Source organism: Arthrobacter sp. SAFR-044 (assembly GCF_059414985.1).
On the sequence record NZ_JBPFDN010000002.1, the window covers coordinates 196,118 to 220,657 of the forward strand.

The 24,540-nt window shown below is 67.5% G+C and carries 21 protein-coding genes; 5 read left to right on the forward strand and 16 right to left on the reverse strand.

From position 1 onward, the window contains the following. The first annotated feature begins 10 nt into the window (after nt 1-10). Nucleotides 11-616: a hypothetical protein gene (locus ACR65J_RS03615; protein WP_440166166.1), complete on the forward strand. Its 606-nt coding sequence runs from the start codon at nt 11-13 to the stop codon at nt 614-616. On the opposite strand, the gene ACR65J_RS03620 is transcribed toward ACR65J_RS03615, so the two are convergent. From ACR65J_RS03620 to ACR65J_RS03635, 4 genes are all read right to left on the reverse strand, one after another. Further along, nucleotides 613-2,523, reverse strand: a complete 1,911-nt coding sequence (locus ACR65J_RS03620) for an ABC transporter ATP-binding protein (protein ID WP_440166168.1) — start codon at nt 2,521-2,523, stop codon at nt 613-615. The two genes, ACR65J_RS03615 and ACR65J_RS03620, sit on opposite strands and share 4 nt — an antisense overlap. 27 nt (nt 2,524-2,550) lie before the next feature. Then, a complete protein-coding gene (locus ACR65J_RS03625; RefSeq protein ID WP_440166170.1) occupies nt 2,551-4,050 on the reverse strand; it encodes an HNH endonuclease signature motif containing protein in 1,500 nt (499 codons plus the stop codon). Between the two features lie 126 nt (nt 4,051-4,176). After that, nucleotides 4,177-5,688 carry an IMP dehydrogenase gene (guaB, locus tag ACR65J_RS03630; protein WP_440166172.1) on the reverse strand — a complete coding sequence of 504 codons (1,512 nt, stop codon included), beginning with the start codon at nt 5,686-5,688 and terminating at the stop codon, nt 4,177-4,179. A gap of 222 nt (nt 5,689-5,910) precedes the next feature. Beyond that, nucleotides 5,911-7,989, reverse strand: a complete 2,079-nt coding sequence (locus tag ACR65J_RS03635) for an acyltransferase family protein (protein ID WP_440166174.1) — start codon at nt 7,987-7,989, stop codon at nt 5,911-5,913. Between the two features lie 117 nt (nt 7,990-8,106). Between ACR65J_RS03635 and ACR65J_RS03640 the strand changes: the two genes are divergently transcribed. Beyond that, on the forward strand, nt 8,107-9,081 hold the full coding sequence (locus ACR65J_RS03640; protein ID WP_440166175.1) for a DUF389 domain-containing protein: 975 nt from the start codon (nt 8,107-8,109) through the stop codon (nt 9,079-9,081). 14 nt (nt 9,082-9,095) lie between these two features. Here ACR65J_RS03640 and ACR65J_RS03645 read toward each other — a convergent pair whose 3' ends face one another. Further along, a complete protein-coding gene (locus tag ACR65J_RS03645) occupies nt 9,096-10,619 on the reverse strand; it encodes an ATP-dependent DNA ligase (protein WP_440166177.1) in 1,524 nt (507 codons plus the stop codon). 70 nt (nt 10,620-10,689) lie between these two features. On the opposite strand from ACR65J_RS03645, the gene ACR65J_RS03650 reads away from it, so the two are divergent. After that, nucleotides 10,690-11,292, forward strand: coding sequence for a dihydrofolate reductase family protein (locus tag ACR65J_RS03650; protein WP_440166654.1), 603 nt, complete (start codon nt 10,690-10,692; stop codon nt 11,290-11,292). Between the two features lie 88 nt (nt 11,293-11,380). On the opposite strand, the gene groL is transcribed toward ACR65J_RS03650, so the two are convergent. The 3 genes from groL to ACR65J_RS03665 form a co-directional block, all read right to left on the reverse strand. Further along, nucleotides 11,381-12,991 carry a chaperonin GroEL gene (groL, locus tag ACR65J_RS03655; RefSeq protein WP_255172786.1) on the reverse strand — a complete coding sequence of 537 codons (1,611 nt, stop codon included), beginning with the start codon at nt 12,989-12,991 and terminating at the stop codon, nt 11,381-11,383. A gap of 78 nt (nt 12,992-13,069) precedes the next feature. After that, a complete protein-coding gene (gene groES, locus ACR65J_RS03660; RefSeq protein ID WP_003805290.1) occupies nt 13,070-13,363 on the reverse strand; it encodes a co-chaperone GroES in 294 nt (97 codons plus the stop codon). 292 nt (nt 13,364-13,655) lie between these two features. Next, complete coding sequence (locus tag ACR65J_RS03665; RefSeq protein WP_440166180.1) at nt 13,656-14,036, reverse strand: hypothetical protein; 381 nt, start codon at nt 14,034-14,036, stop codon at nt 13,656-13,658. A gap of 54 nt (nt 14,037-14,090) precedes the next feature. Here ACR65J_RS03665 and ACR65J_RS03670 point away from each other — a divergent pair, with 54 nt between their 5' ends. Then, nucleotides 14,091-15,329, forward strand: a complete 1,239-nt coding sequence (locus tag ACR65J_RS03670) for a THUMP-like domain-containing protein (RefSeq protein WP_440166181.1) — start codon at nt 14,091-14,093, stop codon at nt 15,327-15,329. Between the two features lie 6 nt (nt 15,330-15,335). On the opposite strand, the gene ACR65J_RS03675 is transcribed toward ACR65J_RS03670, so the two are convergent. Then, nucleotides 15,336-16,154: a shikimate 5-dehydrogenase gene (locus ACR65J_RS03675; RefSeq protein ID WP_440166183.1), complete on the reverse strand. Its 819-nt coding sequence runs from the start codon at nt 16,152-16,154 to the stop codon at nt 15,336-15,338. A gap of 45 nt (nt 16,155-16,199) precedes the next feature. Next, nucleotides 16,200-17,648 carry a glycoside hydrolase family 3 N-terminal domain-containing protein gene (locus tag ACR65J_RS03680; protein ID WP_440166656.1) on the reverse strand — a complete coding sequence of 483 codons (1,449 nt, stop codon included), beginning with the start codon at nt 17,646-17,648 and terminating at the stop codon, nt 16,200-16,202. Nucleotides 17,649-18,022: 374 nt separating this feature from the next. On the opposite strand from ACR65J_RS03680, the gene ACR65J_RS03685 reads away from it, so the two are divergent. Continuing rightward, a complete protein-coding gene (locus ACR65J_RS03685; RefSeq protein ID WP_440166185.1) occupies nt 18,023-19,174 on the forward strand; it encodes a glutamate--cysteine ligase in 1,152 nt (383 codons plus the stop codon). A 106-nt stretch (nt 19,175-19,280) separates the two neighbouring features. Here ACR65J_RS03685 and tsaD read toward each other — a convergent pair whose 3' ends face one another. Genes tsaD through ACR65J_RS03715 form a run of 6 tightly spaced genes read right to left on the reverse strand, consistent with a single transcriptional unit; the run spans nt 19,281 to nt 24,519 of the window. Next, nucleotides 19,281-20,372 carry a tRNA (adenosine(37)-N6)-threonylcarbamoyltransferase complex transferase subunit TsaD gene (gene tsaD / locus ACR65J_RS03690; protein WP_440166187.1) on the reverse strand — a complete coding sequence of 364 codons (1,092 nt, stop codon included), beginning with the start codon at nt 20,370-20,372 and terminating at the stop codon, nt 19,281-19,283. After that, nucleotides 20,369-20,839: a ribosomal protein S18-alanine N-acetyltransferase gene (rimI, locus tag ACR65J_RS03695; RefSeq protein WP_440166658.1), complete on the reverse strand. Its 471-nt coding sequence runs from the start codon at nt 20,837-20,839 to the stop codon at nt 20,369-20,371. The genes tsaD and rimI overlap by 4 nt, the downstream gene beginning before the upstream one ends. Nucleotides 20,840-20,883: 44 nt before the next feature. Next, the gene (tsaB, locus tag ACR65J_RS03700; RefSeq protein WP_440166189.1) at nt 20,884-21,555 is read right to left on the reverse strand and encodes a tRNA (adenosine(37)-N6)-threonylcarbamoyltransferase complex dimerization subunit type 1 TsaB; all 672 of its coding nucleotides are present in this window, start codon (nt 21,553-21,555) and stop codon (nt 20,884-20,886) included. After that, nucleotides 21,549-22,136: a tRNA (adenosine(37)-N6)-threonylcarbamoyltransferase complex ATPase subunit type 1 TsaE gene (gene tsaE / locus ACR65J_RS03705; RefSeq protein ID WP_440166191.1), complete on the reverse strand. Its 588-nt coding sequence runs from the start codon at nt 22,134-22,136 to the stop codon at nt 21,549-21,551. Before tsaE ends, tsaB begins: the two co-directional genes overlap by 7 nt. Continuing rightward, complete coding sequence (gene alr / locus ACR65J_RS03710) at nt 22,133-23,371, reverse strand: alanine racemase (RefSeq protein ID WP_440166193.1); 1,239 nt, start codon at nt 23,369-23,371, stop codon at nt 22,133-22,135. Before alr ends, tsaE begins: the two co-directional genes overlap by 4 nt. A 56-nt stretch (nt 23,372-23,427) precedes the next feature. Further along, complete coding sequence (locus ACR65J_RS03715; protein WP_440166195.1) at nt 23,428-24,519, reverse strand: carbohydrate kinase family protein; 1,092 nt, start codon at nt 24,517-24,519, stop codon at nt 23,428-23,430. Between the last annotated feature and the right edge of the window lie 21 nt (nt 24,520-24,540).

Here is a 24,540-nt window from a genome sequence, read left to right on the forward strand (position 1 = left end):
CAGTGGCGTGATGGGCAGACGCTGGATTTTCGACGGGCACATCGCCGGCATAGGTACCGTCTCCGGGCTGCGTACGGTGGTGGGCGTTTGGCATGACTCCCCCTTTGGGTCCTTCTCTGACGTCATGGTGCAGCAGCCTTCAGGGCACCGGCTGCTGCTGGCACCCACACCCGAAGTCGCCTGCTTTATTTCCGAAACCTACAGCTTCGATGAAGTGCAGGTGGTGGAGGTCCGCGCTGCCTTGGCCGGCGGGACGATCAAGGTTGATGCAGGCCCGCTGGCGGTCAGGGCCGCCATAGGAGCCAGGACCCTCCTGGGTTCGGCGCTTCGCACAGTACCCCGGCGCCTTGCAGCCCATCCCCGCTGGCTGGCTGCGGTCAATCCGATCGCCGCCTTCGCGGCCCCGGGCGCCCGCACCTTTGGAAGTGCCGGCAGCGGCCGGGCGGAGTACTACGGGGTCAGCGACCTGCACCACTTAACTTCCGCCACCGTCACGTGGGAAGACGGCGACGCCGGAGCGCTGGCGCCCATCACGCCGCCAGTGACATTCGGCTTCAGCAGTGTTCCACCGCAACCCAGCCTGGCCCGGGTGCGCACCACCGTGGTGGAGGCCTAGGTTCCTGTCGGTTCCCCAGGGCCCGCGCCAGCAGGATTCCCCGGCAGGGCCTGCGAGGTTAGGGGGCTGGCGGGGATCTGGGATTCGAACATGCGGAAGTAGCGGCCGCGCAGCGCCACCAGTTCCGCATGGGTTCCCTGCTCCACGATGCGGCCATCCTCCAGCATGTACACAATGTCCGCCTTCTCGATGGTGGCGAGGCGGTGGCTGATGGCGATGATGGTGCTGCTCCGATCCGCGAAGAGCCGGGTGAAGATGCGGTGCTCAGCGAGGGCATCGATGGCCGACGTGGGCTCATCCATCACCATGAAGGATGCGTCCCGGTAGAAGTTCCGGGCCATGGCAAGGCGCTGCCACTGGCCTCCGGACAGGCCGCTCCCCTTCCGGCCGCGCGGATCCTCCATCCAGTTGCTGACGTGGTTGTCCAGGCCGTTAGGCAGCTTGTTGATGAAGTCGAGCGCCTCGGCATCGGCGCCAGCTTTGCGGACGCGGTCATCGTCGCGCGGATTCCGGACGTCGCCGAAGTAGATATTGTCCGCCGCGGTGGCGAACTCGTACTTCAGGAACTCCTGGCTGAGCACGGCGAGGTGGCGGTGCCAGGAGGTGACATCGACTGCGGCGAGGTCCACGCCGTCGAGCAGTACCTGACCTGCGTCGGGACGGTAGAGCCCGGCGAGGATCCGGATCAGTGTGGACTTCCCTGCACCGTTCTCCCCCACGATGGCGATGTGCTGGCCCCGGCGGACGGTGAGGCTGATGCCCTTGATCACCTCGATGTCGCTTCCTGTGTACGTGAACCGGATATCCTTCAGCTCCACTTCCCTGGGCGCCTCCAGGAGGGGTGGGGAATGTTCCGAGTGCACGGGCATGGCCATGAACAGCTCGTAATCCTTCAGGTTTGCCAGGTCTTCATCAATGGAGCTGAGCGAGGACACCAGGTTGTTTGCGGTGGACAGAGCACGGCTGACGATCTGCTGGACGTAGAGGAACTGCCCGACCGGGGCTGCGCGGGCAATGATCTGGCCCACCACCCAGATCAGCGACACCACTTCCGCGCCGTACTGGAGAGCGTCTGCGGCGAGTTGCCTGGGAATGTAGCGCCGCTGGTAATCGAGGCGTCGCCGTTCATCGGCGTCCCGAAGCCGGGACCGAAGGTCCATGAGGAAACCGACAATGCCGTAGAGCCTCATTTCCGCGATGTGCTGGGGGCGGAGGAGGTTGGTTTCAATCATGCGGCGCTGGCGCCGCGAGTCCACCTGCGTGTTCCAGTGCGCAATCTGTTCCCTGGACAGCTTGAACTGCAGGTACACGCTGGGCACGATGGCTACCAGGACGATGACTGCGATCCACCAGCTGACCAGCAGCAGGGCGCCCACAGCCAGGATGACCGAGACGAGCTGGGTGAAGATGGCGGCTATCCGGTCCAGGACGCGGGCGTAGGAGTCGGAGAACCGTTTGGCGCGGTCGTAAAGGTCCACCGTCTCTTTGTCGTCGTAGCGCCAGAACTCCAGTGACAGGAAGCGCTCATACATCTGGTCCCCCACGATGGCGCCCACTTTGAAACTCATCAGCTGCTGGATGTAGCGGTCCACGCTGTTGAAGGCGCCCCAGAACAGACCCAGCGCGGCAGTGACGATGACGTAGACGATGGCAAGGCGCCCCGCTCCGCCGTCGCCCGCGTACGCTGCCGCCAATGCTGTGGTGGTGAGGGACGCGTAGAAGGTGGTGACCAGCGGCAACACAGCGGAGATCAGGGATCCGAGGACCTTCATGACCACGGCGCCCGGGGAGGCACGGAAGCTCACCCGGAGTACCTGGGCCACGGCCTTGGCATACGGGCGCAGGGCAAGCCGCTTTTGCGGGTCGCGTTTAGGGGTCAGTTCCGCCGGATGGCGCGGTTGGGACATGGAATCAGCCTAGTGCTGGGCAGGCCGTCATGATGTGGAGTGGAGATAACGCACCAGGGCATCCTCGCCTGGAGAGCGTGCCATGTAGTGGAAGTCCGGGCGCCCGCCTGCCAATCGATCTGCCCGCCCGCTGGGGTACGCCGCTCTCATCCACTCCGGGCAAAGCCATTGCGGCCAGTGGGTTGGTTCGGGGTCGGGGTGCTCGGGTTTGTAGCGGCGTCCAGCGGGTGAGGTCCAGCCGGGTGGTTCATTCCTGTTGGCCGGGTCGGGTGTCCACCTGCTGCGGTGCTTGAGTCGATGGTGTTTGGGGCAGAGCTGTGCCAGGTTGCTGGCGTTGGTGGTGCCGCCGTGTTCCCTGGCGATGAGGTGGTCGGCTTCGTTGTCGCTGGTCCTGTTGCTGCAGCCGGGGAACGTGCACTTGCCATCGCGCATCCTGATCCAGCGTTTGATGGCCTCGGTGAGCCGGTAGTTTTTGCGCCCGATCTCCAATGGTGCCCCGTCCCTTGGGTCGACCAGGACCCGATAGAAGGAGTCCGCCCCGTCGGCGACCAACTTCCTGGCCATGGATGCCGGGATGGGTCCGAAACCATCCAGTATTGCGGGTTCGTCGGTTTGGCCGAACAGGGAGAACACCGGCACCATCACCAGGACATCAGCCCGCGGGGTGGGGACTTTACTGAGTTCAGTCGCGGTTCCAGCCCCCAGCAGCAGTGAGGCTGCGATGTCGGGGCGGAGTTGGGTGAGGGTGCGGGTTTCGTCGGGGCCTTGGAGTCCGCGGGCGGTAGCGGTGGTGCCGTTCCAGATCGCGCACGCGGTGTCCCCGGGAAGGTAAAGCGAAACCCAGGCCATGCCATCCCGGTCCGGGGCGTATTCCATCCGTCGATCAGCGACCCCTTTGGCGTGTCGCTTCTCGATCGATTCCGGATGATGGCGTTCCCGCCAGCCACGGACCTTGGCCCGGAACCGGGACGGAATGAGGTCCCCCGGCGCGGCACCCCGTGAAGCATTGGGTGCGTCGGGGTCGAAGAAATGCGTCACCAACCCGGCGGCACCGACGGCATCGAGGCCTTCGGTTTCGTCGACGAAGATCCTCGCGTGCTGCCACGACATCGCGCCCGCGGACAGCGCCTGAAACAAGTGTGGCAGGGAGCAGACCCGGCGGGACTGGTCCACCAGGGCGCCCGCGGCCGCGGAACTGATGGTCAGGACCCCCGCGATCTCCTCGACCACGGATATCCCCGCGTACGTGCGCTCCTGGACCGGGGCATTCGGCGGGGTCATGGCCTGCTGGAAATCGATGGCCTCAGCGGCGTCCCGTGCCTTCACCGCGGCAAGCTGCGCTTCCAGGCGGGACGCGGCTTCCAGCCGTTCCAGCCGGATCTCGTACCGCCGCTGCATCACATCCACGCCGGCACCAACATGAGCCCCGGAAGCCAGGAAAACGTCCTCTTTTCCCAGGGCGTCCAGGGCAGCAGCAGAGGCAAGGACACCCTCCAAAGCCACCCCAGCACCACCGCCGATTCCCATAAGAACATCATGCAGCGGGGGTCCGACATTCAGACCGGGAGCGCCATCCGGGGCCCAAAACAAGAGGAGGCGGGATAACCCGCCTCCTCTTTCACGCATGTGGGCGTGAATAAAACCGTTCGCCGATTACCGGGAACCGTAGTTCGGCGCCTCGACCGTCATCTGGATATCGTGCGGGTGCGATTCCTTCAGGCCGGCGGAGGTGATCCGGACAAACTTGCCACGGATCTTCAGCTCGGGAATGGTGGGCGCGCCGGTGTAGAACATGGTCTGGCGCAGGCCGCCGACCAGCTGGTACGCCACGGAGGACAACGGCCCGCGGTAGGCCACGCGGCCTTCGATGCCTTCTGGGATCAGCTTGTCGTCGCCGGAAACGTCGGCCTGGAAGTAGCGGTCCTTGGAGTAGGACGTGTTCTTGCCGCGGGACTGCATGGCGCCCAAAGAGCCCATGCCACGGTAGGACTTGAACTGCTTGCCGTTGACGAAGATCAGGTCGCCCGGGGACTCGTCGCAGCCTGCCAGGAGGGAGCCCAGCATGACCGTGTCGGCGCCGGCCACCAGGGCCTTGCCGATGTCGCCCGAGTACTGGAGGCCGCCGTCGGCGATCAGCGGCACGCCGGCCGGAATGGCGGCCTTGGCGGATTCGTAGATGGCCGTGATCTGCGGGACCCCAACGCCGGCAACCACACGGGTGGTGCAGATGGATCCGGGACCAACGCCCACCTTGATGCCGTCGGCGCCGGCGTCAATCAGAGCCTGGGCGCCTTCCCGGGTGGCAGCCTGGCCGCCGATGATGTCCACGTGCGCGGCGACGGGATCGGACTTCAGCCGGCGGATCATGTCCAGGACCCCTTGGGAGTGGCCGTTGGCGGTGTCCACGAACAGTGCGTCCACGCCGGCGTCCACCAGGGTCATGGCGCGCTCCCAGCCGTCGCCGAAGAAGCCGATGGCGGCACCCACCCGGAGGCGGCCTTCATCGTCCTTGGTGGCCAGGGGGTACTGCTCGGCCTTGGTGAAGTCCTTGGTGGTGATCAGGCCCTTCAGCCGGCCCTGCTCGTCCACGAGCGGGAGCTTTTCGATCTTGTTGGTGGCCAGCTTGTGGGAGGCTTCCTCGCGGCTGATCCCCACGTGTCCGGTGACCAGGGGCATCTTGGTCATGACGTCGCTGACCAGCCGCAGCGGGAAATCGGACTCCGGCACAAAACGGGTGTCGCGGTTGGTGACGATGCCCAGAAGGCGGTTGTCCTCATCCACCACGGGGAGGCCGGAGACGCGGTAGTGGGCGCAGAGATCATCGAGTTCGCGCAGCGTTGCCTCGGGGCGGATGGTCAGCGGGTTGGTGATCATCCCGGACTCGCTCCGCTTGACCCGGTCCACCTGGTCCGCCTGGTCGGCGATGGACAGGTTGCGGTGCACGACGCCCAGGCCGCCCTGGCGGGCCATGGCGATGGCCATGCGGGACTCGGTGACCGTGTCCATCGCCGCGGAGAGCAGCGGGGTCTGAACGGTGATGCGCTTGGAAATTCGTGAGGACGTGTCTGCCTCGGACGGGATGACGTCGGTGTGGCCCGGAAGGAGAAGGACGTCGTCGTAGGTCAGGCCGATGAAGCCAAAGGGGTTGTGTTCGGGCTCGGTCATGAGTGCGCCTCTTACCTTGGTTGCTGGGTCACGGGTAGGGGTTGCAGCCGATGACCAGCCCGTGATTACGGAACTGGCCTGTGCAGACGATCCTGCAGGAGCACCGTGCAGCACGGCGTTCCGGGGGCAGAAAGTGTTGAGTAAATATTAGAACCTCGGCGCCGATCCCCCTATTCCACGCCGCCAATGTGAGGAACCCCACGGCCGGGCAGGCAGACTGGTTCAGCTCCAGCCGGTGGCCGCCAGCAGCCGCTGCTCGAACATGGGGATCATGGTTTCCACATAGGTCCTGGTGAGGTGGTTGTCGTCCTTGTAGACGTACACGTTCCCCACAACGGCCGGGCAGACGCCGCGCGCGCAGATGAAGTCGCTCATGTCCATCAGGTGCAGCCCCGGCAGCTTGCCGCGGTAATTTTCCAGCGGCGATGGCTCCGCCAGGGACTCGGCCAGCGACGGGTTGCAGGCCGGCGCGTTGGCGCCGTTCCGTTGGGCGCACTGGGGCATGTTGAAGGTGAAACGGGGATTGTCACGGATTCCCACCGTCTCGATCCCCGCGTCCGCAAACGGCTTCACACCTTCGAGGTATCCCGGCACTTCGGTTTCGAACGGGGCATCCTCGTGGGTCAGTGACGCCACCGTAAACACAGCGTCCGGCCGGTGCTCCAGGACATAGGCGGAACTTGCCCTGTTGTAGGCGTTGCATTCGGCGTTCCGGGTTTCCGATTCGGCCCCGAAACGGCAGGCGGGCATGAGCAGCGTCACCAGTTCCCAGCCGCGTGCGGCCGCCACCGGCGCCAGGGCGGCAAGGTACTGCTGGGCGTGGGAGTCCCCCAGGACTACGATGCGCTTGCTGGCCGGCTCGTCGGGGAGCTCCTGTCGGCAGCCCTCCAGGATGGGATCGTCGGTGGCATTGGCACCCGTACAGGGCGAGTCGATGCCGGCCCAGTCGTTGTCCAGTGCAGTGGGTCCGGGGATGGTCCGGGCCCGCGGTGCCGGCGAGTTTTCGTTCTCCGGGGTGAGCGCCAACGCACCGGGCGTAAGCTCCCGCGGTTGTGCCGCCGTCGCGCTTTCCTCTGCGGTGAGCGACGTCTGCCAGACCGCGACGGGCCCGGCCAGGACGGCGCCGCAGGCAACAATGACGACGGCGGTCCGCCAGGCGCGCAGTTTGGGCCAGTGCCAGTCGCGCAGGGGCTTTTCCACGAAGCGCGTGGTCAGGACGGCGAGGACGATCGCGGCTGCAACAATGCCAAGGCCCTGCTTGAGGTTCGGGGTTTCCACGCCGGTGGCCGCGAGCGCCAGCACCAGGACCGGCCAGTGCCACAGGTAAAGGGCGTAGGAGTTGTCACCCAGCGCGACGGCGGGCCGGCTGCTGAGGAGGCGGTCCACCCCGAAGCGGCTTCCGGTCTGCCCCGCCACGATGATCGCGGCTGCCGCCAGCGTGGGCCACAGGGCCACGTACCCCGGGAAGGAACGGTCAACGGTCAGGACCAGCCCGCAGGAGATCATTGCTGCCAGTCCGGCCCAGCCCAGGGCGATGCGCAGCACGCGACCGGGCCGCAGGTACGGCAGCGCCAAAGCCAGCAGGGACCCCAATGCAAACTCCCAGAGCCGGGCGCGGGTGTCGAAGTAGGCATAGGCCTGGTCGGAGGCGGTCTGGTCAACGGAGTAGGCCAGGGACGCCGCGAAAACCAGCCCGAAAACCACTGCCAGCAGGCCGCGGTACGTCAGCCCCTGCAGGCGGGGGACGCGGTGCAGCACGGCCAGCACCGCAGCGGCGGCGGCAAATACCAGGGGCCACAGGATGAAGACCTGCCCCTGGATGGACAAGGACCAGAAGTGCTGCAGGGGGCTGGCACCGGCGTGGTCCTGCGCGTAGTAGTCCACGGACAAGTCGGCAAGGAGCCAGTTCTGGCGGTACAGCAGTGATGCCCAGGCCTGGTCGAGCACCTGCGGCCACCGCCCCTGCGGCAGGATTAGCCAGGTGCCGGCCAGCACTCCGAGGATCACTACGACGGCGGCGGGCAGCAGGCGCTTGAACAGGTGCAGCCAGTGCGCCAGGAGCCGGAAGGGGTTGCCTGACTCAGCTTTGCGGACAAAGGACAAAGTGAGCAGGAAAGCCGAAACGAGCAGGAAGATGTCCACTCCGCCGGAGACTCGGCCCAGCCAGACGTGGTATGCCACCACCATCAGGACAGCGAGGGCCCGGAGCCCCTGGACTTCGGGCCGGAAGGTGGGCTTACGTGGGCGGGGTGCGGTGCCTGTGCCCGGTTCGGGTGCCTTCGGGGTTTCCGTTACCGACACTAGAACCTCTCACAACGCCCGCCAACCAAAGCATCAAGCCTAACCAACGCCGTCTGCATCGGCTAATCAACGCTCCTGTTCAGACTATGCTGGCCCCAGTCGTGGAAGGGAGCGGACGTGGTTGTCCAGCTGCGGATTTGCGTGCCCGGGGAGCTGTCCGCCGTCACCGTGCAGACCTGCCGCGACCAGCGGGGAACGGCGGAAGTTGTGCTGGTTCCGGGCGCGGCCGTTGTTCCGCCGGGCGATGTCATTGAGGTGCTGATCGCACGGGAGGCAGTGGAGGAACTGCTTGAAAAGCTGGAAGTCCTGAAGGTCTCCGACGTGGGCTCCATAGCCATGAGCGCACCGGAATTCGTCCTTTCCAGGAATGCCGATCGCGCGGAACGGGCCGCCCCCGGGGACGGCGCGGACGCGGTGATCTGGGACGACGTGACGCGGCAGACCGGCGAAGACTCCCGGCTGACCTGGAACTTCCTTGCTTTCCTGGTGCTCGCAACCCAGCTCGCCGGCATCGGCATCGTGACAGATTCCCCCATTGCGATTGTCGGTGCCATGGCGGTGGGGCCTGAGTTCGGTCCGCTGGCCGCCCTCGCCGTCTCGCTTGTTACACGGAAGTGGAAGCTTGGACGCCGCGCCGCAGTTGCCCTGGGCATCGGCTTCCCCCTCGCCATGCTGCTGGCGGCACTGACGGCATGGCTTTCGGTTCCGCTCGGACTTTTTCCGCGCGATGCCCTGGACAAAGGCTCGGCCGTGGAGTTCATCTACCACCCCGGGCCGTATTCATTGATTGTTGCCGTGCTGGCGGGGATCGCCGGCATGCTGTCCATCATCGGCAGGCGTTCCGCAGCACTGATCGGCGTCTTCATCTCCGTAACCACGGTGCCGGCCGCAGGATATGTGGCCGTGGCTTTGGTGCTGGGGGAATACCAGAAGGCGGCCGGATCAGCGCTTCAACTGCTGCTCAACCTCGTGGGCATCGTGGTGGCCGCCGTCGCGGTTCTGCTTTTTTACCGGATGGTGACCAGGCGCCTGCCGGACCGGGTGGCACGGAGCCTGAAACGCCAGCGGAGCGGAACCCGGGGCCGCGCCTGATCCACGCCTCGGGGCTACGGTCGCAGCAGGGCGCGCAGGGCCTGGATGGTGTCCGCTTCCGCTGGGGCCTTATCGTCCCGGTAGCGCTTGACGCGGGCGAACCTCAGGGCGATCCCGCCGGGGTACCGCGGGGACTGCTGCACGCCGTCGATGGCTATTTCGACGACGGTGACCGGCTCAACCCAGACGGTGCCGGCCGTGCGCCGCACCTCAAGCTCCTGGAACCTCGCCGTCTGCCAGCGCAGCAGTTCGTCGGTGAGGCCCTTGAAGGTCTTGCCCACCATGACGTAGCCGCCGGGTTCGCCGAACTCCCCGGTGGGGTCAAGGGCACCCAGGTGCAGGTTGGAGAGCATTCCCGTGCGGCGTCCGGAGCCCCATTCGCAGGCGAGCACCACCAGGTCATACGTGTGGACCGGTTTCACCTTGACCCAGTTGGATCCGCGCCTGCCCGCGGCATAGGCGGATCCGATGGCCTTCACCACTACGCCCTCGTGGCCCGCGGCGAGTGCATCCTGCGACACGCGCTCGGCAACTGCGGGATCGGCAGTGACCTCCCCCGGGATCCGGCGTGCGGGTGCCACGCGCTCCAGGACATCGATGCGGGTGGCCAGCGGTTCGTCCAGCAGGTCACGTCCGTCGATGTGCAGCACGTCGAAAAACCAGGGATGCAGCAGCGTTTCCCGTACCGCGTCGGCGCCGAAGCGGGACATGGTCTCCTGGAAGGGGCGGGGCGCTCCGTCCTCATCCAGTGCGAGGGTTTCGCCGTCGAGGATCACGTCCTGCACGGGCAGCCCCCGGACCAGGTCAACCACCTCGGGAAGCCGATGGGTCACCTCCGCAAGGTTGCGGGTGTAGATGCGCACGTCATTGCCGGAGCGGTGCACCTGGATGCGGGCGCCGTCGAGCTTGTACTCCACCGAGGCCTCCCCTGTGGCTTCCAAAGCTGCCGCGGTGCTGCCGACGGTAGCAGCGAGCATCGGCTGCACCGGACGGCCCACCACGAGGCCGACGGCGTCAAGCTCGGCCGGAGTGCCGGTGAGCGCCAAGAGGGCGGTCCCGCCGAGGTCGCCGGAAAGCATCGCTGCCCGCCGCACGGCGGCGACGGGCCGGTCGGAGGCGCGGGCGACGGCGTCCGTCAGCACTCCTTCCAGGGCACCGGTGCGCAATTCCCCAAGCAGGACGCCGGCGATGAAGGACTGCTCCGGTTCGGTGGCGGCGGCCATGAGCGTCCCGAGGATGGCGGCCCGTTCCGCGCCCGACCCGCTGCCCGCTGTTGCCAGCAGCCGGTCCAGCGCTTCATCAAAATCTGCCACAGTGAGGCTGGGCTCCGCGGCTGGTTCTTCCTTGGCCGCCGCCACAGCGCTCCACCCCACGCCAACACGTCCCTGCCGGGGTTTGGCACTGAGCAAGCCCACCGCCGTCGGGATCTCCGCTGGCTCGAGGCGGCGCAGAAGGTGGGCCAGGGCATCAACTTTTGCCAGCCGGGACCGGGTTGATGCGACCTCTTTGGTGGTTTCCACGAGCTCAAGGAGCAGCATGGCACCCATCCTGCCACGGGCACTGGACGGGACACTGGACAGCGCCCCGGTGCTGCTCCACAATGGGCGCGTGGGGATCATCGTTGCGAACCTGTTCATCACCCTCGACGGCGTCTACCAGGCGCCCGGCGGCCGTGAAGAAGACCCGGAAGGCGAATTCGCTTTCGGCGGCTGGCAGGCACCGGTATCCGACGACGAAGCCGGCGCCTCGATAGCGGCCGAGATCAGCCGGATGGATGCCCTGCTGCTCGGCCGGAAGACCTATGAGATCTTTGCGGCGTACTGGCCCCACCAGTCCGGTGAGATCGCCGACGCCCTCAACCGGGTCCCCAAATTCGTTGTCTCCGGCACGCTCGCTAACCCCGTTTGGGCAGGCACCACTGTGCTGCCGGACGCCGCGGCGGCGGGCGGCCTCCGGGAAGAGTACGGGCAGATGCACATGTTTGGCAGCGGGGTCCTGATCCGGTCCCTCATGGCGGCAGGAGTGCTGGACCGGCTTCACCTCTGGCTGTACCCGGTGGTCCTGGGCCAGGGAAAGCGCCTGTTCGACGCCGGAACGGTGCCCTCCACCTTCACGCTGGCCGAACCGGCCCGCAGTTTTCCCAAGGGCGCGGTGTCGCTGGTGTACGAGCGCGCGGGAGGCGTGGAGACGCAGGAGATGCCCGCCGGCTGATTGCCCCCTGACACAGGCAGCAACGCAAAAGGCTGGCCCGGCAGATGCCGGACCAGCCTTTTCAGCGGCAAGCCGCCAGGGCGCAGCGTTAGTGGCTGTGGCCTGCGTGCTCGTCCTCTTCGGCCGGCTTCTCCACGACCAGGGTCTCGGTGGTGAGAACCAGGGCGGCGATGGAAGCCGCGTTGCGGAGGGCTGCACGGGTGACCTTGACGGGGTCGATGACGCCCGCGCCGATCAGGTCCTCGTACTCGCCGGACTTGGCGTTAAACCCGTTGTTGGTCTCGAGGTCTGCAACCTTGGAGGTGACGACGTAGCCGTCGAAACCAGCGTTCTGGGCGATCCAGCGCAGCGGCTGCACCAGTGCGCGGCGGACGATGCCCACAGCTGCGGCGGCGTCGCCTTCGAGTGCCTTGACGGATGCGTCCTCATCGAGTGCCTTGAGGGCGTGGATCAGGGCGGAGCCGCCGCCGGCAACGATGCCTTCTTCGAGGGCAGCGCGGGTGGAGGATACGGCGTCCTCGATGCGGTGCTTCTTTTCCTTCAGCTCAACCTCGGTGGCAGCGCCAACCTTGATCACGCCGATGCCGCCGGCCAACTTGGCCAGGCGCTCCTGGAGCTTTTCACGGTCCCAGTCGGAATCGGTGCGGGTCAGCTCGGCGCGCAGCTGGGCAACGCGTGCAGCTACGTCCTCGGCCGAACCGGCGCCGTCAACAATGGTGGTGTTGTCCTTGGTGACGGTGATGCGGCGGGCGGTACCCAGCACCTCCAGGCCCACGGAGTCCAGGCTGAGGCCCAGTTCCGGGGAGACAACCTGCGCACCGGTGAGGGTGGCGATGTCCTGCAGCATGGCCTTGCGGCGGTCGCCGAAGCCGGGAGCCTTGACGGCTACAACGTTCAGGGTGCCGCGGATGCGGTTGACGATCAGCGTGGACAGGGCCTCGCCCTCAACGTCCTCGGCGATGATGAACAGCGGCTTGGAGCTCTGCAGTGCCTTCTCGAGCAGCGGCAGGAATTCCTGGATCGAGGAGATCTTGCCCTGGTTGATCAGGATGAGCGCGTCCTCGAGGACTGCTTCCTGGCGCTCCGCGTCGGTGACGAAGTACGGGGACAGGTAGCCCTTGTCGAACTGCATGCCCTCGGTGAGGACCAGTTCGGTCTGGGTGGTGGAGGACTCTTCGATGGTGATGACGCCATCCTTGCCAACCTTGCCGAAGGCCTCGGCGAGCAGCTCGCCGATTTCGTCGCTCTGCGCCGAAATCGCGGCAACGTTGGCCACCTGGGTACCCTCGACCGGGCGGGCGTTTTCCAGCAGGCGGGCAGCCACGGCCTCAACCGCAACCTCGATGCCACGCTTGATCTGGCCGGGGGCAGCGCCGGCTGCAACGTTGCGCAGGCCTTCCTTGACCAGGGCCTGTGCCAGGACCGTGGCGGTGGTGGTGCCGTCGCCGGCAACGTCGTTGGTCTTGGTGGCTACTTCCTTGGCCAGCTGGGCGCCAAGGTTCTCGTAGGGATCGTCCAGCTCGACCTCGCGGGCGATGGTGACGCCGTCGTTCGTGATGGTGGGGGCACCCCACTTCTTGTCCAGGACGACGTTGCGGCCGCGGGGGCCGAGCGTCACCTTGACGGTGTTCGCGAGCTTATCGATGCCGGCCTCAAGGGACCGGCGGGCAGCGTCGTTAAACGCAAGCTGCTTTGCCATGGTTTTGTCCTTTCAAAGACAGAACCCCGCACCGCCGGCCAGCGTGAGCATGGCCGGCAGCACGGGGATCCGGAAGAGTTACTTGACGACGATTGCCAGGACGTCGCGGGCGGACAGCACGAGGTACTCGGTGCCGCCGGTCTTGACTTCGGTTCCGCCGTACTTGGAGTAGATGACGACGTCGCCAACGGCTACGTCAACGGGAACGCGGTTGCCATCTTCGAAGCGGCCGGGGCCTACGGCGACAACTTCGCCTTCCTGCGGCTTCTCCTGTGCGGAGTCCGGGATGACCAGGCCGGAAGCCGTGGTCTGCTCGGCTTCGAGCGGGCGGACAACAATACGATCCTCAAGAGGCTTAATAGAGACCGACACTCGGACCTCTCCTTTTCGTCAGCAAATTCGTGGACTGGAAAGCTTTCCGCCATAGCTGGCAAACCGTCGTCGCGGTGCCGGCAGCAGCCTGGCTGGCAGCTCTTCATGTATTAGCACCCTCCTAGGGAGAGTGCTAATGAAGACTCTATGTGCGGGTTAGCACTCGGTCAAGGTGAGTGCCAACGTTTCGTCATGGGCGTACGCCGTTTCGGGCTGGACGACGGCGCGCGGCCGGGCAAGCAGGGCCCCTGGCAGCCGGGCGGAAGAAGCACCGCCCCTGGCAGCCCAGTCGCTAACGGCCCAGGTCGTCGAAGTCCACGTCCTCGCCGCCGTCGGCGTCGCTGCCGCCCTGCCTCCGGCCCCGGTAGAGAACCCAGCCGGACACGGCTGCGGCGAGCAGCGCAGCAACGAGGAAGACAATGCTTCCCGCCCGCGCGCCGTCGTACAGCCCGCGGATGTCCCTGGACTCCTGGGTGTTGTCCTGGATGTCGTTGCCGCCCACCGAATAAACGGTGGCGTTGAACGTGTCCAGCAGGAAGATGATGACCAGCAGTGCGATGCAGACCACGGCCACCACCGCGGCGCCGATCAGGACGGGACGGGCGAACCTGGCCGGACCGCGGTCCCTCGATTCGTGGTCATCGGGCTCGCGGGGGGCTGCGCTCTCATCCATGGATTCAACACTATCCGCATCCCGGCGACGCGCTGCTCCACTAGGCTGGAACCCATGGCTCACGCTCCCCAGGACCAAATAGCACAGGACCAGATCGCACCGCTGTTGACCCCGGAAGGCTGGGATCTGCTGGCATCCCTGGGCCCCTACCGGGACGAAGACTCCTTCGAGCTCAACTCCGCGCTCCGGAAGGCCGGACATCCCGCAACGCTGGTGTCCGCCGTCCTGACCCAATCGCGGCTGCGCACCAAAGCGCAGGCCAAATTCGGCGAGTTCGCCCGCCAGATGCTGTTTACCCAGGCCGGCCTGGAACAGGCCACGCGCCTGAACGTCGCCGCGCACCACGCCCAGCGGTTCGCCGCTGCCGGGATCAGCCACGTGGCAGACCTGGGCTGCGGCCTCGGCGCGGATTCCCTTGCCATGGCCTCCCTCGACATCAATGTCACCGCCGTCGAAATGGACGAAACCACCGCCGCCTGCGCCACGGTGAACCTGATCCCGTTCCCCAACGCCACCGTGGTCCACGCTGACGCAGCTTCCGTTCCGCTGGACGGGGTGGACGGGGTCTGGCTGGATCCTGCCCGGCGGGTCACCTCCACCTCCGGCACCAAGCGGATCTGGGATCCCGAGGCGTTTTCGCCGCCGTTGTCCTTCGTGGAATCGCTCGCGGCGGCGGGCAAGGCAGTGGGCGTGAAAATGGGCCCGGGCATGCCGCATGAGTCCGTGCCCGCGGATTGCGAGGCCCAGTGGGTGTCGGTGGCCGGGGACGTCACAGAGGTGACCCTGTGGTTCAACGCCGTGCGGCGGCCGGGGGTTCGCCGCGCTGCCTTGGTCCTGGGACCACAGGCCCCCGCGGAGCTGACCAGCACCGAGGACTTCGGCGCCGGCCCATCCGCGCCGGTGGGACCCGTGGAGGGGTACCTGTACGAACCCGACGGCGCCGTGATCCGTGCCGGGCTGGTGGCGGACGTGGCGCTGCAGCTCGGCGGCCATCTGGTGGATGAACACATTGCCTACATCTGCGCTCCGGACCTCCTGGACACCCCGTTCGCCAGGGCCTACAAGGTCCTGCAGGTCATGCCCTACAACGTCAAGGCGCTCAAGGCATGGGTGAAGCAGGAGGGCATCACCGTGCTGGACATCAAGAAGCGCGGCACTGCAGTCACTCCGGAAGAGCTGCGGAAGCAGCTGCTGCCCGGCGGAAAGAATGCCAGGAAGGGCGGCAAAACGGCCACCCTGGTCCTGACCCGCATCGGCGAGGACCGGGTGGCCATCGTGGTGGAACCCGTCTAGCAGTACCTACTGGGCGCGCATGAACTCCTCGGCCGCCCGCACCTGGTCCGCGGTGGGCCGGACCCCCGTGTACAAAACAAACTGCTCGAGGGCCTGGATGGTGGCCACCTCGGCCCCGGTGATCACCGGTTTGCCCCCAGCACGGGCAGCGCGGATCAGCGGCGTCTCGGCGGGCAGCGCCACCACATCGAACACCAGGCGGGCCGCGTCGATGGCCCCGGCAGGAAAAGACAGGCTGTCAGCTTCCGCACCTCCCGCCATGCCGATGGGGGTGACGTTGATGATCAGGTCAGCCGGCCCGCCGTCGAGCGCCGCACGCCACTGGAACCCATACTGGTCCGCGAGCGCGCGCCCTGCGGCCTCGTTCCGGGCGATGACCGTAACGTTCTTGAAGCCGGCATCCCGGAGGGCGGCCACCGTGGCCTTGGCCATGCCGCCGGCGCCCTGGACCAGCACCGAATAGCCGGTGGGCACGTTGTTGGACGCCAGGAGCTGTTCGATGGCCGTGTAGTCGGTGTTGTAGGCCTTGAGGTGGCCGTCGGTGTTCACGATGGTGTTTACGGAGTCGATGGCCTTGGCGGACGGGTCCATCTCGTCCACCAGCGCGATAACGTCTTCTTTGTACGGCATGGAGATGGCACAGCCACGGATGCCCAGCCCGCGCACGCCTGCGATGGCCTGTTCCAGGTTGGTGGGCGCGAACGCCTTGTAGATCCAGTTCAGGTCCAGCTGCCCGTAAAGGTGGTTGTGGAACCGGGTCCCGTTGTTGCTGGGACGGGCCGAGAGCGAGATGCAGAGGGTCATGTCTTTATTCAGAATGGGCACCAGACTATTAAACCCGCGTTCCAGCCGGCGTGGGCGCCCGGGGAATCAGGGGCAGCCGGTTCCCGCCGGAAAAGGGCCGACGGCGGCGGGCAGCTTCCCCGGGGCAGGCGCCTTTCCTGCCAGCACGGCGGCCAGTGCGTCGAAGGCGGCGTCTGTACGGCCGTACAGTGCCACTTTCACCGGCGCGCCGGAGCCCTGGAGCAGCCAGGGAGCGTCGAGGGCAACAGCAATGTCCCCGCCCCCGGGCTTTCCGCCGAACCCAATGAGGTTGACCAGCGGCCCTGATCCCACCACGAGCCCGGCACGGGCTGCGGCGGCTTCGAACCGCTCCCGGTCCCCCGGTCCCCCGCCGGCCACGCGCACCGACCCGGGCACCAGCGGCCCGCTGCAGGGGCCGGCCACAACCGTAACGGCCGACGCCGAGACCTGGGCCGACAGGGCCGTGCCGCTTCCTGCCGGCGCACCTGCGCCGGCTGTTCCGGCTGGCGGGGTGGTCCGGGCATGCCAGACCATCATGGTGGCCACGCGCTGCGCTGCCTCATCCAGGCGTGCTGCGGGAAGGGTGCCGGCGGCCAGGGCCTGGACGATGGCGGCGTGTGCCTGCTCCACATCGGCAGGCATCAGCAGCAGGTCGGCGCCTGCGGCCAGCGCCTTCACCGCGGCGGCGCCGGCCGGGTACTGCTTGTCCACGGCGCCCATGTTGAGGGCGTCCGTCACGGCAACGCCTTTGAAGCCCAGGCCCCTGAGCGCTGCGTAGCTCGGGGCGGAGAGCGACGCCGGGACACCGGGTTCCAGCGCGGGCACGGCAATGTGCCCGGTCATGACGACCGGGAGGCCCGCAGCGACGGCAGCCTCGAAGGGTTTCCAGTCCCGGCCCCGGAGCACGTCGATGCCTGCCGGCTGGACGGGGAGGCTGAGGTGGGAATCCGCCGTCACCGAGCCGTGCCCGGGAAAGTGCTTGACAGTGGGGAGAATGCCGGCGTCCAGCATGCCCTGGGAGAAGGCGGTCCCCTGGACGGCCGCGGCGGCGGGGTCTGCAGACATGGAGCGCGCGCCGATGGTGGGGTCCGCTGGGCCGATGGTCACGTCCGTGTCCGGCGCGAAGTCGAGGTCGAAGCCCAGTGGCACCAGCTCACCCGCCAAGCTCTTGCCTGCCTTGCGCGTCAGGTCGGGGTTGCCGGCGGCACCGTAGCTCATGGGGGTGGGCCACTCTGTAAGCGGCGGCCCCAGGCGCGCCACGGCGCCGCCCTCCTGGTCCACGCTCATGATTCCTGGCCAGTGCCTGCCGTCGGCGGCCACGGCCTGCTGCAGCCGCTGGTTCACGGCGCCCATGGCGGCCACGTCCACCTTCCCCTGCGGGTCGCGTGGGACGTTGTCGCCCATGATGATGGACCCGGCCAGGTGCAGGCGCTGGATGAGCGCGGCGTGGGCTTCCACCTGGTTGCCCTTGAAGAACGGGAGCAGGACCTGCCCGGCCTTCTGCTCCGGCGACATCGCCGCCACGGCCGCTGCGGCGGCGTCCTGGTCGCGCTGCTCCGGTCCCCACCCCAAAGGCCGGGACCCCGGGTCAGGTGACGGGGTAGCCGGAGGAGGTGCCGGCGTCGTACGTGCTGATGCGGACGGGGACGCCCCGGTGGGCGTCGTGGAGGACGATGGCGGGGCGGCACTTGGCGACGCAGAACAGGAGGCCAGGGCCAGGACAGACAGGGCCAGGAGGAGGGGGAAGGATTTGGCAGGACTGTGACGCAGGGGGAACGGTGCCATCAATACGATGCTACCCCTGCACTAGACTTGAACCACCCGTTCGCCTGCCGGCACCAGCCTGTGAGCGGCATCAGCCAGCGGCAAACCGGACAGTAAGGAAACGTGTGAAGATCGACTTCGCGTCATCGAGGCAATCCACCCTCGGTGTTGAGTGGGAGCTTGCACTGGTGGACGGGAAGACGGGCGAGCTCGCTTCCGTGGCCAACCAGGTGCTCCGCGGCGTGGCATCCCGCCACCCGGAACTCAACGAAGACGACGAACATCCGCACATCAAGCAGGAACTGCTGCTGAACACGGTTGAGCTGGTCACCGGGATCTGCGAAACGGCAGCCGAGGCCAAGGAGGACCTCAGCAGGTCCGTCGCTGCCGTCCGGGAGATCACCGACCCCATGGGCGTGGAACTGTTCTGCGCCGGCAGCCACCCGTTCAGCCCGCCGCAGCTGCAGCCGGTGACGGACAAGGCCCGTTACGCAAAGCTCATCGACCGGACCCAGTGGTGGGGCCGGCAAATGGTCATTTACGGCGTCCATGTCCATGTGGGCCTGGACCGCCGGGAGAAAGCCCTGCCGGTCCTGGACGGCCTGGTCAACTACTTCCCGCACTTCCAGGCGCTCTCCGCGTCCAGCCCGTTCTGGGGCGGCGAGGATACCGGGTACGCCTCGCAGCGGGCCCTGATGTTCCAGCAGCTTCCCACGGCGGGGCTGCCCTTCCAGTTCACGTCCTGGGAAGAGTACGAGTCCTACGTGCAGGACATGTTCACCACGGGCGTCATCGACACGATCTCGGAAATCCGGTGGGACATCCGGCCCGTGCCCGCCCTGGGCACCATCGAGATGCGCATCTGCGACGGGCTGGCCACCCTGGAGGAAGTGGGTGCCATCGCGGCCCTCACCCAATGCCTGGTGGATGAGTTCTCCACCACCTTGGACAACGGCGGCACCATCCCCACCATGCCCCCGTGGCATGTGCAGGAGAACAAGTGGCGTGCTGCCCGGTACGGCCTGGACGCCATCATCATCCTGGACGCCGCGGGCAAGGAGCAGCTGGTCACGGACCACCTGCTGGAGACCCTGAACCGGATTGAGCCCGTGGCGGCCAATCTTCGCTGCTCCGACGAGCTGGCAGACGTCGAGAAGATCATCCGCCGCGGTGCCGGGTACCAGCGCCAGCGCCGCGTCGCTGAGGAAAACGGCGGAAACCTGCAGGCCGTGGTGCTGGACCTGGTCAAGCAGATGCGCAACGGCCCCACCGCCTGAGGTGCCCCGTGCCGAAAGGGGGCACATCCACGCGGACACGCCGCCCGCCGTCGTAATTTACGACGGCGATGCCCGCAAGTGAGACGGCTCGCCGGGCTGCCGGCCGTCAGGCCGGGAGCGACACCGAGGTGACGGGCAGTGAGGAGTCCGGGGCGAAGCCAATCCCGCTTGGCTCCGCACCGGCCATCACCAGCTGGGCGCCGAGGGCGGCCACCATGGCACCATTGTCGGTGCACAGGTCCAGCGGCGGAACGTGCAGCCGGATGCCGGCCGAGGCGCAGCGCTGACCCGTCAGTTCACGCAGGCGGGAGTTTGCCGCCACGCCGCCGCCCAGCAGGACATCCTTGATGCCGTGCTCGCGGCAGGCCAGGACCGCCTTGGACGAGATCACGTCCACCACAGCTTCCTGGAAGGCTGCGGCGATATCGGCCACCGGGATCTCTTCCCCACGGGCCTCGAACTGCTCCACGCACCGGGCCACCGCCGTCTTCAGCCCGCTGAAGGACCAGTCGTACCGGTGCGGGCCGGGTTCGTCGGCCGTGCCCATGTATTTGGGCTGGCTGAGGCCGCGAGGGAAGCGGATCGCCTTGGGGTTGCCGGTGCGGGCCATCCTGTCGATGGCCGGTCCGCCCGGGTAGCCGAGCCCCAGGATACGGGCCACCTTGTCGTAGGCCTCGCCCGCGGCGTCATCGATGGTGGAGCCCAGCAGTTCCACGTCGCTGGTGATGCTGTTGATCCGGAGAATCTCTGTGTGGCCGCCGGAGACCAGCAGGGCGCCCAGGTTCTCCGGCAGTTCCCGCCTGCGGCTGGTGGCGCGGTCGTCCAGGAGCCCCACACCCACATGGGCCACCAGGTGGTTGATGGCGTACAGCGGTTTTCCGGTGGCGACGGCGAGCGCCTTGGCAGCACACACCCCCACCATCAGCGCGCCGGCCAGTCCGGGCCCGGAGGTGACGGCGATGGCATCCACCTCGTCCAGGGTCACGCCGGCGTCCGCCAGTGCCTGTTCAAGGGTGGGGACGAACGCATCGAGGTGGGCGCGGGAAGCGATCTCGGGAATGACCCCGCCGAAGCGGACGTGCGCGTCCATGGAGGACGAGACGGTGTTGGTCAGGAGGGTGGTGCCGCGGACGAGACCGACGCCGGTTTCGTCGCAGGATGATTCAATCCCCAGCACCAGGGGCTGCGTACGGTTCATGCCTGGCCTGCTTCCGTTGCTTCGTGTCCTTCGGGGTGTGGCGCGGGCAGCTGGAGCCGCATGATCAGGGCGTCCACGCCGTCCCGGTAGTAGCGGGGACGGATGTGAATCTGTTCGAAGCCAAACCGGACGTAGAGCTGTTGCGCCCGCGGGTTGTCGGCGCGGACCTCGAGCAGGACGTCGGCGGCGCCGCGGCGCCGGGCCTCGTCGATCAGCTGGGTGAGGAGCCTGCTGCCGATGCCGCGGCCCTCGTAGTGGGGGACGACGGCGATGGTCTGGACGTCAGCGATGGGCTCGATGCACATCAGGCCGGCGTAGCCCACGATGCCATCGCGGGTCTCCGCCACCAGGTAGCGGCGGGTCTCCGGCTGGGAGAGCTCGTCCAGGAACATCTGCACGGGCCAAGCATCAATGGGGAAGAGCTGGTGTTCCAGTGCGCCGACGGCCGGCACATCGTCCAGTGTCATGTCGCGAACGGTGACGTCCGCCGCGTGTGGGCCCGGGGTGCTGCTCACAATGCCCGCTTCCGTGGTCCGGGGACCTGGGCGTCGGATTCGCGCAGGTACAGGGGGGTGGAGTCCAGCAGGGTGTTTCCGGATGCCAGCCGTGCCAGGGCGAACTGGCCAAGGTACAGGGCGTCCGGCTGCTCCCCGGCGAAATCCGGGTGGGTCTGGAGCACGCCGGCGTAGAGTCCCGCACCGGCGCCGAACGCAGGCAGGCCGGGGAGGTCTGAGGCGAACGTGACGTGGGGGCCGTCCTCCAGCACGGGCAGCTGACCATCCGCCAAGCTGTAGCGGGCCCAGTAGACCTCCTTGCGGCGGGCGTCCGTCACCACCAGGAATTCGGAGACGGCGGCGGTGGACTCGGCAACTTCCAGGGCCATCGCGTCCAGGCTGACTACCCCGTGCAGCGGCTTGCCCCACACGAATGCCAGGGTGCGGGCGGTGGCGATGCCGGAGCGCAGCCCGGTGAACGGGCCGGGACCAACGCCCACCACCAGGGCATCGATGTCCTGCCCTGTCACCCCCGCCGACGACAGCATGGAGTGGATCCCCGGGGCGAGCACCTCCGCGTGGCTGCGGGTGTCCTCGGTGGCGAAGCTGGCCAGCACGCTTTCCGGGGCATCATCGGTGACCAGCGCTGCGCTGGCGACGGCAGAGGTGTCGATAGCGAGGATCAGCACGCCGCTCCCCCGTCCGGGCCCGCGAGTTCGGGAACGGTTGTCCACCGGGGCCCGTAGCCGCGCATCACGATGGAGCGGGGCTCGTCGGTGTCTTCGCCATCGAAGTCCAGGCTCCCGGAGGTGCCCGTCGGGGTGCCGGACAGGCCGATTGCACGGTGCAGGTCGATTTCCAGCCGGCTGTCGCTCAGGTGCTCCACGCGCTCGTGGCCCCACTCCACCACCGTCACCGACGAATCCATGGTGTTTTCGAGGTCGATGTCGTCAATCTCCGCCGCCGAGCCCAGCCGGTAGGCGTCCACGTGCACCAGGTCCGGGCCGCCCGGACGCGGACCGTCCGGCAGGTTGGGATGGATCCGGACCAGGACGAACGTGGGCGAGATGATGCCCGGGCGGACGCCCAGGCCCTCGCCCAGCCCCTGGGTGAAGGTGGTTTTCCCGGCACCCAGCTCGCCGGACAGCACCAGCAGGTCCCCGGCCTGCAGCACCTCCGCCACGCGTGCGCCGATAGCGTGGGTCTGCTCCGCCGTCGTCGCGCTGAAGGTTTTTTCCCAGTTGGCGGGCAGTTCTTCGGGCGCGCTCATGCGGCTCCCGCCTTCCGGGGCACGCCCACCAGGCCCTGGCTGGTGTCCGCCGGCTCGTCTTCGTTGATGAAGCAGCGGGGAACGCGGGGGCTGATCCTGGTCACGACCTCGTAGTTGATGGTCCCGGCGGCGTGTGCCCAGTCGTCAGCTGTGGGTCCGCCATCGGCCCCGTTACCGAACAGCTCCGCCTCTGCCCCCTGCAGCGCCGCGCCGGATGCCTCCGGACCCAGGTCGATGACCATCTGGTCCATGGCGATCCGCCCCACCACGGGATAGGTCTTCCCGGCAACGCGGACGGGACCGCCGGTGGCAACGCGGGGGACGCCGTCGGCATAGCCGAGCGGAATGAGCGCCAGCGTGCTCGCTTCCCTGGTCCGGTAGTGCAGCCCGTAGGAGACGCCCTGGCCCTCGGGGACCTCCTTGCACTGCGACACCAGCGTGCGCAGCGTCATCGCGGGGCGGAGGCCCAGCTCTGCGGATGTCTGCCCCTCGAACGGGGAAAGCCCGTAGATACCCAGGCCCACGCGGACCATGTCAAAGTGGGTGTCCGGGCGGGAAAGGGTGGCAGGGGTGTTGGCAAGGTGCCGGACCTCAGGATCCACGCCCGCGTCCTCGGCGATAGCCAGGGCCTCCCGGAAAGCGGCCACCTGCTGGTCCGTTTCGGGCCGCTCCGGCTCGTCCGCCACGGCCAGGTGCGAGAAGATGCCCACCACGCGCAGCAGTCCCTGGTCCTGGTACTCCACGGCCTCCCCCACCAGGCGGTCCCAGGCTTCGGGAGTGGCGCCGTTGCGGCCCAGCCCGGTGTCCACCTTGAGGTGTATCCGTGCGGGGCGTTCCTGTTCGCGGGCCGCAGCCACGATGCGTTCCAGTTCCCAGCCCGAGCAGCCGATATCGACGCCGGCAGCCACGGCGGCGCCGAAGTTGCTGTCGGTGGTGTGGAGCCAGGCGAGGAGGGGTGCATCGATGCCGGCGGCGCGGAGCGAGAGGGCTTCGGAAATGTGCGCCACGCCGAGCCAGGACGCGCCGGCCTGCAGGGCGGCACGGGCCACGGGAACGGCGCCGTGTCCGTACGCGTCGGCCTTGACCACGGCCATGACTTTCGCGGGGGAAGCAGCGGCGGCAAGCCGGCGGACGTTGTGCCGGATCGCCTCCAGGTCGATCACGGCGGACCGCTCATGGCGGGGGTCCGGCCCGGGGGCAGCGCTGAATTCACCGGTTGTTGCGGGGTAGGTCACCTAATTGATTCTAGTGCGGGCACTTCGCGCCGAATAATCGGGGCACCGGGTGTTCCTCACGCGTCGGACAGGTGCGCGATGGTGGCTGCCGCCCGGCGCTGGGCGGCCAGCGGCACGTCCTCGATGATGTCAGCGAGGAACCCGAAGCGCCGCAGCCACTGGCTCATCTGCCGTTCCGGGCGGGCGTTGGCGCGCTTCCACCAGTCGGCGATGTCCCCCCAGCCAGGGGCCGCCAAAGAGCCGCCAACCTCCTGCACGGCCAGGGACGCGCACAGGTTGGCGAACCGCAGCCTGTCCCCCAGCGGCCAGCCGGCCAGGGTACCCACGATGAACGCCGCGTCGAAGCAGTCACCGGCTCCCGTGGGGTCATGTGCCTTCACCGGAAGCGACGGCACCCACTCTTCCTCCCCTGTTTCCGAGTCCACTGCCATGGCCCCCTGCGCCCCGAGGGTCACCACGGCCACCGGCACGCGGTCCGCCAATGCGTAAAGGGCACTCCACGGATTGTCCTTGCCGGTAAACGCCATGGCCTCTCGCTGGTTGGGCAGGAAGGCGTAGAAGTACTGCAGGTTTTCGAGCCGCACCGGCGCCCACTCCCCGCTGGGATCCCACCCCACGTCCCCGAACAGTTTGACGCCGGCAGCGTGCGCAGCCCGGGCCCATGGTTCCATCTCCAGGCCCACCTCTGTGATGCCGGCGAGCGTCCTGGGCGGATTTCCGATCAGCTCGGAGTTGGTCACCGGCGCTGCATGCCCATGGGTGACCATTGAGCGGTCCTGGTCCACGCAGAGGGACACGGTCACCGGAGAGTGCCAGCCCGGGACGCGGCGGGAGAGGCTGAGGTCCACATGTTCCTGGCCGGAGAGGATCTTCCAGTTGAAGTCACCGTAGCCGTCGTCCCCGAAAGCTGCGGCCAGCCCGGTGCGCAGCCCCAGCCTGGCGGCGGCAATGGCCTGGTTGGCTACCCCGCCGGGGCAGCTGCCCATGCCGTCGCTCCAGATTTCAGTGCCGGGTTCGGGCCCGTGCGGCAGGCCGGTGAAGATGATGTCCTGGAAAACGGTGCCGGCCAGCAGGAGATCGAATCCAGGTTCCACCGGAGATCGGACGGCGGACAGCGGATCGAAGGGGCGGGCTGGCATCGCGTCCATAGTGCGCACGATACGCCGCGG